Genomic DNA, 6,745 nt, shown 5'->3' with positions numbered 1-6,745 from the left:
TCCCCGAACCATCGTGGAGCATCGGAACCCGCTCCCCGCTAGCGAAGCGATGAACAGAAAGTCGACGCACTCCATCTCCCCCTTACTAAACCATTTCTTCTAGTGTACCACTAATGATTTCTATTTCAACTGTTTTCTTTTGACTCCGGAACGAAAAAACCCCGAATTATCGGGGTTTTTCTCGCATCGGTATCAACCTTTTTTGGTAGATGTTCGCTAGAACGGAATATCGTCGTCTTCGAAATTGTCGTTGCGCGACGGTTCGGCGACCTGACGCTGCGGCGCGGATTGCGGAGCTGATTGCGGACCTCGCGGCGCACCACGTTCGCGACTGAAATTTCCACCGCCACCGCCACCGCCGCCTCCACCACCTGCTTCGTTGCCACCACCCAGCATCTGCATTTCGTTGCCGATGATGTCGGTGCTGTAGCGCTGCACGCCTTCCTTGTCGGTGTACTTGTCGGTGCGGATCGAACCCTCGATATACACCTGGCGCCCTTTCTTCAGGTATTCACCGGCGATCTCGGCGAGGCGACCAAACAACTTTACCCGGTGCCATTCGGTGCGTTCCTGCATCTCGCCGGATTGCTTGTCTTTCCATGATTCGGACGTCGCCACGCTGAGCGTGCCAATTGCCGTGCCGCCGGCGCTGTACTTGACCTCCGGGTCCGCACCCAGGTTGCCTACCAGAATGACCTTGTTTACGCCCCTTGCCATGGCACCGCTCCTCTCTATCGAACCGATTGAATGTGAACCTTCCGCCCAATGGCGGAACAGGGTCGCCATGATACATGCCCGAGACTCACGGATTGCGACTGGACGGCACCGGCTACTGCCATCAGGCATTGCAGCCCGCAAGGGCCGCCCCGGAGTCAGCGAAATTCGGGATTTGGATGATCAAAGCGACAGCCCGCCTCCCACTCGCTGCGCTGGTTGCCGTAGCCCGGTATACCGCCAGCGCGCTGGATCATCGCTGCCATGTGCATGAGGTTCCAGGCCATGAAGGTTGCATTGCGCTGGGTGAAATCGTTGTCGTAGCCGAGGCCGTCGTCGCCATAGGACGGTCCAGGTCCGGCTTCCCCGATCCAGCCGGCATCGGCTTGCGGCGGTATCACGTAGCCCAGGTGCTGCAGCGCATAGAGCACGCTCATCGAACAATGCTTGATGCCATCCTCGTTGCCGGTAACGATGCAGCCGCCGACGCGTCCGTAATAGATGTACTGGCCCTTTTCATTGAGCTTCCCGGATTCGGCATAGAGGCGCTCGATAACCCGCCGGCAGACCGAGCTTTCCTCGCCCAGCCAGATCGGCGTGCCGATGACGAGGATGTTTGCCGCCATGACCTTGGTCGACAATGCCGGCCAGTCATCGGCGTTGAAGCCATGTTCGGTCATGTCGGGCTGTACGCCCGGCGGAAGGTCCAGATCGACAGGGCGAATGGTCTCCACGCTCACACCCTGCTTCGCCATGATGGTCGAGACCACCTTGACCAGGCGTTCCGTATGGGATCCCGTTCCTGTGGGTTTCAGCGTGCAGTTCAGGAACAGCGCACTGAGCTTGTCGTCTTTGAAATCAGGCTTTTGCGGATCCGACATGCGAGACTCCTGATAGTGAGGATTCGATTCTGGACAGATCACCCGAGGGTATCCCGCATGGCGCGACATGCAATGCCTGACGCGATCGATGGGGGTCTGCGATTCAGGTTTCCCGGGTCTGACCCCGCTCCGCAAGGGGGACAAGCGAATCAGCCAATTTCCCCGCATCTGAATGTTTTTCCGCCCCGGACCGTTCTTGTTCGTGACGCTGGCGGTTTCGGACCGCTATCTCTTGCATGAGGAAAATCTGTGTCCCGAACCTGGATTCGCTGGATCATCGTTGCCGTTCTCCTGCTGGCGGCTCTTGCCCTGTGGCGTAGCGGGCTTCTGGCCGAGCTGAGCCTTGAGGGCCTGAAAGCCCGCCAGGAGTCGCTTTCCAGCTGGGTTTCGGCCAACCACTGGATCGCTCTGGGCGGTTTCTTCGTGGCCTATGTTGCCGTGACCGGACTGTCCTTGCCCGGTGCGGCGATCCTCACTCTCGCTGCCGGGGCCCTGTTCGGCCTGGTCGAAGGCACGATTCTCGTCTCCTTCGCCAGCTCGATCGGCGCAACCCTGGCATTTCTGGTCTCACGCTTCGTCCTGCGCGACAGCTTGCGCAATAAATACGGCCAACGCCTGAAGTCATTCGATGAAGGCATCGAGCGCGATGGCGCCTACTACCTCTTCACCCTGCGTCTGGTGCCGGCCGTGCCATTTTTTCTGGTCAACCTGCTGGCGGGCCTGACTGCCCTGAAGACTGGCGTGTTCTATCTGGTCAGCCAGATCGGCATGCTGCCGGGCACGATTGCCTTCGTGTACGCCGGAACCCAGCTGGCGAAGATCGAGAGCCTGTCCGACATCCTGTCACCGGGCCTGATCGGTGCGTTTGTCCTGCTTGGCATTCTGCCGCTGCTGATGCGCTGGCTGACCCGCTGGCTCAGTGCGCGTCGCGTCTACGCCGCATACAAGCGGCCATCCCGATTCGATTTCAACATGATTGTCATCGGCGCCGGATCGGCCGGCCTGGTGTCTTCCTATATCGCCGCGGCGGTCAAGGCCAAAGTCGCACTGATCGAGCGTCACCAAATGGGTGGCGATTGCCTGAATACCGGCTGCGTGCCGTCGAAGGCACTACTTCGCAGTGCACGTCTGATGGCCGATGCGCGCAACTCGGAGCGATACGGCATAGCCAAGATGAACGCCGAGATCGACTTCGCACAGGTCATGGAGCGCGTGCAGGAAGTGATTGGAAAAGTTGCACCCCACGACTCGGTCGAGCGCTACACCGGACTCGGCGTCGACGTGATTCGAGGCGATGCACGCATCGTTTCACCGTGGGAAGTCGAGGTCGATGGCAAGCGACTGACGGCGCGCAGCCTGATTATCGCAACCGGTGCGAAAGCGCGTGTACCCGAACTGGAAGGACTGGACAGCGTCGACTACCGGACATCGGACACGCTTTGGGATATCCGGGAGTTGCCGAAGCGCCTGGTCGTGATCGGGGGCGGCCCGATCGGCTGCGAACTTTCACAGGCCTTTGCCCGACTCGGCAGCCAGGTCATCCAGGTGCAAAAAAGTGCGAACCTGCTGCCGCGTGAAGATGCCGACGCCTCCGCCCTCATCGAAAAGCGCTTCGCCGAGGAAGGCATTCGAGTCGAACCCGGCTGCGAGGCGGTGCGCGTGGAGCGCACGCGAGATGGCGGAAAGCTCTATTGCAAACAGGATGGCAAGGAAGTGAGTTTCGAATTCGATCGCTTGCTGGTGGCGCTCGGCCGCAAACCCAGTGTCAGCGGTTTCGGCCTGGAGGAACTGGGTGTCATCATCGACAAAAACGGTACGGTGCATGCCGATGCGCTGATGCGCACCAACTATCCGAACATCCTGGTTGCCGGCGACGTCGCTGGCCCCTATCAGTTCACCCATGTCGCCTCCCATCAGGCCTGGTATGCGTCTGTAAACGCTCTGCTCGCGCCGTTCTGGAGCTTCAAGGCCGACTACCGGGTGATCCCCTGGGCCACGTTCACCGATCCCGAGGTTGCACGAGTCGGCCTGTCGGAAGATGAAGCAAAGGCAAAGGACATCGAGGTCGAGGTCACGAAATACGGCCTTGATGACCTCGATCGGGCCATCGCCGATTCTGCCGATCACGGCTACGTCAAGGTGCTGACAGCACCGGGCAAGGACGCGATTCTTGGCGCAACCATTGTTGGCGAGCACGCTGGTGATCTGCTCGCGGAATTTGTCCTCGCGATGAAGCACGGAATCGGCTTGAACAAGTTGCTTGGCACGATCCATATCTATCCAACCATGAGCGAAGGCAACAAGGCGGCTGCTGGCGTATGGAAAAAGGCAAACGCACCGCAGGGTTTGCTGCGCCTCGCCCAGCGATTCTTTGCCTGGCGTCGTGGCTAAGCCCATGTTCCAAGTTCTGATCAGTGCCGTGCTGATGATTTCATGCAATGCGGTCAGCGCAGCCGAAACTGCGTTTGACCGGACCCATGCAAGCTGGGGCGAGCTGGTGGAAAAATACGTGCACTGGAATGCACAAGGCACAACCACCCAAGTCGACTACGCCGGGTTCAAGGTCGATTCGGAGCAGCTTTCGGACTATCTGAATCAACTTTCCGGAGTGAGCAGGCGTGAGTTTCGTGATTGGCCGAAGGGAGATCAGGATGCCTTCCTGATCAATGCCTACAACGCCGCAACCGTGCAACTGGTATTGACGCGCTATCCGGACCTCACGTCGATAAAGGACCTTGGGAGGCTGTTCTCATCGCCTTGGAAGAAGCAGGTTCTGGACTTGCTGGGTCAGAGCCGCAGCCTCGACGTGATCGAACATGAACTTCTGCGTGGCGGCCCTGATTTCTCCGATCCGCGCGTCCATTTCGCAGTCAACTGCGCATCGATTGGCTGCCCTGCGTTGCGTGCTGAAGCGTACGTTGGGTCACGGCTCGACGCGCAACTCGAGGACCAGACACGGCGCTTCCTGCGTGATAGATCGCGCAATCATCTTGACGACTCGCGCGATCAGCTGGTGATTTCAAAGGTCTTCGACTGGTACGCCGAAGACTTTGCTGCGCACTCCGGCGGTATTCGCGGGTTCCTCGGAAGCCGCGGTGAAGCACTGGAACTTGATGAGACCTTGCTGCGCCAGTTGCGCGATGGGGAACTGGCCATCGGCTTTGGCGAGTACGATTGGACCCTGAATCAAACCCACTCCGAAAACGCGCAATGAGTACCCTGGCAAAGGTGCACTTGCTCCCACATCGGACAAGTACAAGCCGTACCTTCCTCTACGATTCGGAACGACCATGAATAACGCAAGCACGCATGAGGATGTCCGCCACTACTACGGCGATGTTCTTCAATCGACGCAGGACCTCAAGACCGGCGCATGCTGTCCAAGCGAGTCGATGCCGGCCTGGCTGCGACCAATGCTCGCCGACATTCACCCCGACATCACCAGCCGCTTTTATGGCTGCGGCTCACCACTGCCTCCGGCGGTCGAGGGCATGACCGTGCTTGATCTCGGCTGCGGCACGGGACGCGATGTCTATCTGCTTTCCAGACTGGTTGGTGCCCACGGTCATGTCATCGGAGTCGACATGACTCGGGAACAGCTCGCCGTGGCCGAACGCCATCGTGACTGGCATGCGGAACGCTACGGCTACTCGAAATCGAACGTGCGCCTGGTCGAGGGACATATCGAACGCCTTGACGCCTGCGGTATTGAAGACGCAAGCGTCGACGTCGTCGTTTCCAACTGCGTGCTCAATCTCTCGCCCGAAAAGGACAAGGTGTTCCGCGAGATTTTCCGTGTACTCAAGCCCGGTGGCGAACTCTACTTTTCCGACGTATTTTCCGATCGTCGTATTCCACCCGAGCTTCGAACTGATCCAGTCCTTCTCGGCGAGTGCCTTTCGGGCGCACTCTATATCGAGGATTTTCGACGAATGCTCGACGGACTGGGCTGTGCGGACGCACGCTGCGTCAGCCAGGCACCGATTCCACTGCTTGACCCGGAGATCGAGGTGCGCATCGGAATGGTTGCCTTCCGCTCGATGACCATGCGAGCGTTCAAGATCAAGCTGGAAGACCGTTGCGAGGACTACGGTCAGGTCGCCACCTATCGTGGCGATATCTCCGGGTTTCCGCATGCATTCGTGCTGGATGACCATCATCGCCTGGAGACCGGCAGACCGATGCTGGTCTGTGGCAACACATATGACATGCTGGCCGAGTCACGCTACGCCGCACACTTCGATTTGCATGGTGACAAGCGTGTCCACCATGGCTTGTTCGAATGCGGGCCGGCGCCAACCGGAGCCGCGCCAGCGAGCGGCAGTTGCTGCTGAGTTTCGATGCAACCTGACGTAGACATCATTGTTCCTGCAGGTCCCGGCGATCGCGCCTGGCGCGAACTGCTGCCCCAACTGGTTGCTGCGCGTGTGAATCGCGTCATCCTCGTGCTTGCCGACGATGACCTCAGCGATCCGGGTGACATTCCGCCCGAGGTTCAGGTGTGCCGAAGCAAAGCCGGTCGTGCGCTCCAGTTGAATGCAGGCGCACGCGTTTCGGAATCTCCGTGGCTATGGTTCGTGCATGCCGATTCGCGCGTCACTCCCGCAACCCTGGGAGCGATGCAGCACTTCGTCGATGCTGATGCGACTGCCATCGGCTATTTCCGACTGCGCTTCCTTGCAGATGGCCCACGCTGGACCTTTCTGAATGCCTGGGGCGCCGATTTGCGCAGCCGCCTGCTGGGACTTCCGTTTGGCGATCAGGGATTGCTGATGCCCAGGCGTGTCTTCGATTCCCTCAACGGATTCGACGAATCGGTAGTGGCAGGCGAGGACCACAATCTGATCTGGGCCGCTCGCGCCCATGGCATTCCACTGGGCGCCGTGCCGGCACCCATATATACCAGTGCCCGAAAGTACGCCGAACGTGGCTGGTGGCGAACCACGTGGCAGCACCTGGGCATGACTCGCACCCAGGCCCGGTCGTTCTCTCGCAACAATAACCGCCGCGATACCGCAGAAGCGTCATGACATGCGCCATCGCCATCTTCGTCAAGACACCAGTGCTTTCGCCGGTCAAGAGTCGGCTATGGCCCGACCTGGGGCGTGAAACCGCAGAACGCCTGTATCTGGCAGCCGCCGCGGCGCTGC

General features: G+C 59.6%; 6 protein-coding genes. 4 read left to right on the top strand and 2 right to left on the bottom strand.

What is annotated here, in order from left to right; genetic code table 11:
- Nucleotides 1–216: 216 nt before the first annotated feature.
- Nucleotides 217–717, bottom strand: coding sequence for a single-stranded DNA-binding protein (gene ssb / locus WBP53_RS17090; protein ID WP_423930955.1), 501 nt, complete (start codon nt 715–717; stop codon nt 217–219).
- Between the two features lie 155 nt (nt 718–872).
- Complete coding sequence (locus WBP53_RS17085) at nt 873–1,595, bottom strand: flavodoxin family protein (protein ID WP_423930954.1); 723 nt, start codon at nt 1,593–1,595, stop codon at nt 873–875.
- Nucleotides 1,596–1,844: 249 nt separating this feature from the next.
- Here WBP53_RS17085 and WBP53_RS17080 point away from each other — a divergent pair, with 249 nt between their 5' ends.
- The 4 genes from WBP53_RS17080 to WBP53_RS17065 all read left to right on the top strand — a co-directional run bounded on the left by WBP53_RS17080 (nt 1,845) and on the right by WBP53_RS17065 (nt 6,625).
- The gene (locus WBP53_RS17080) at nt 1,845–3,986 is read left to right on the top strand and encodes an FAD-dependent oxidoreductase (RefSeq protein WP_423930953.1); all 2,142 of its coding nucleotides are present in this window, start codon (nt 1,845–1,847) and stop codon (nt 3,984–3,986) included.
- Nucleotides 3,987–3,990: 4 nt separating this feature from the next.
- Entirely contained in the window at nt 3,991–4,809 is an 819-nt protein-coding gene (locus WBP53_RS17075) for a DUF547 domain-containing protein (protein ID WP_423930952.1), read from the top strand.
- Between the two features lie 76 nt (nt 4,810–4,885).
- Nucleotides 4,886–5,929 (top strand): methyltransferase domain-containing protein, encoded by a 1,044-nt coding sequence (locus WBP53_RS17070; RefSeq protein ID WP_423930951.1) that lies wholly within the window; start codon nt 4,886–4,888, stop codon nt 5,927–5,929.
- Between the two features lie 6 nt (nt 5,930–5,935).
- A complete protein-coding gene (locus WBP53_RS17065; protein WP_423930950.1) occupies nt 5,936–6,625 on the top strand; it encodes a glycosyltransferase in 690 nt (229 codons plus the stop codon).
- The last annotated feature ends 120 nt before the right edge of the window (nt 6,626–6,745 follow it).

The organism is Dokdonella sp. (assembly GCF_049593775.1).
Taxonomy (GTDB): domain Bacteria; phylum Pseudomonadota; class Gammaproteobacteria; order Xanthomonadales; family Rhodanobacteraceae; genus Dokdonella.
The sequence above is the reverse complement of the archived record's forward strand: the minus strand, read 5'-3'. Positions and strand labels throughout refer to the sequence as shown.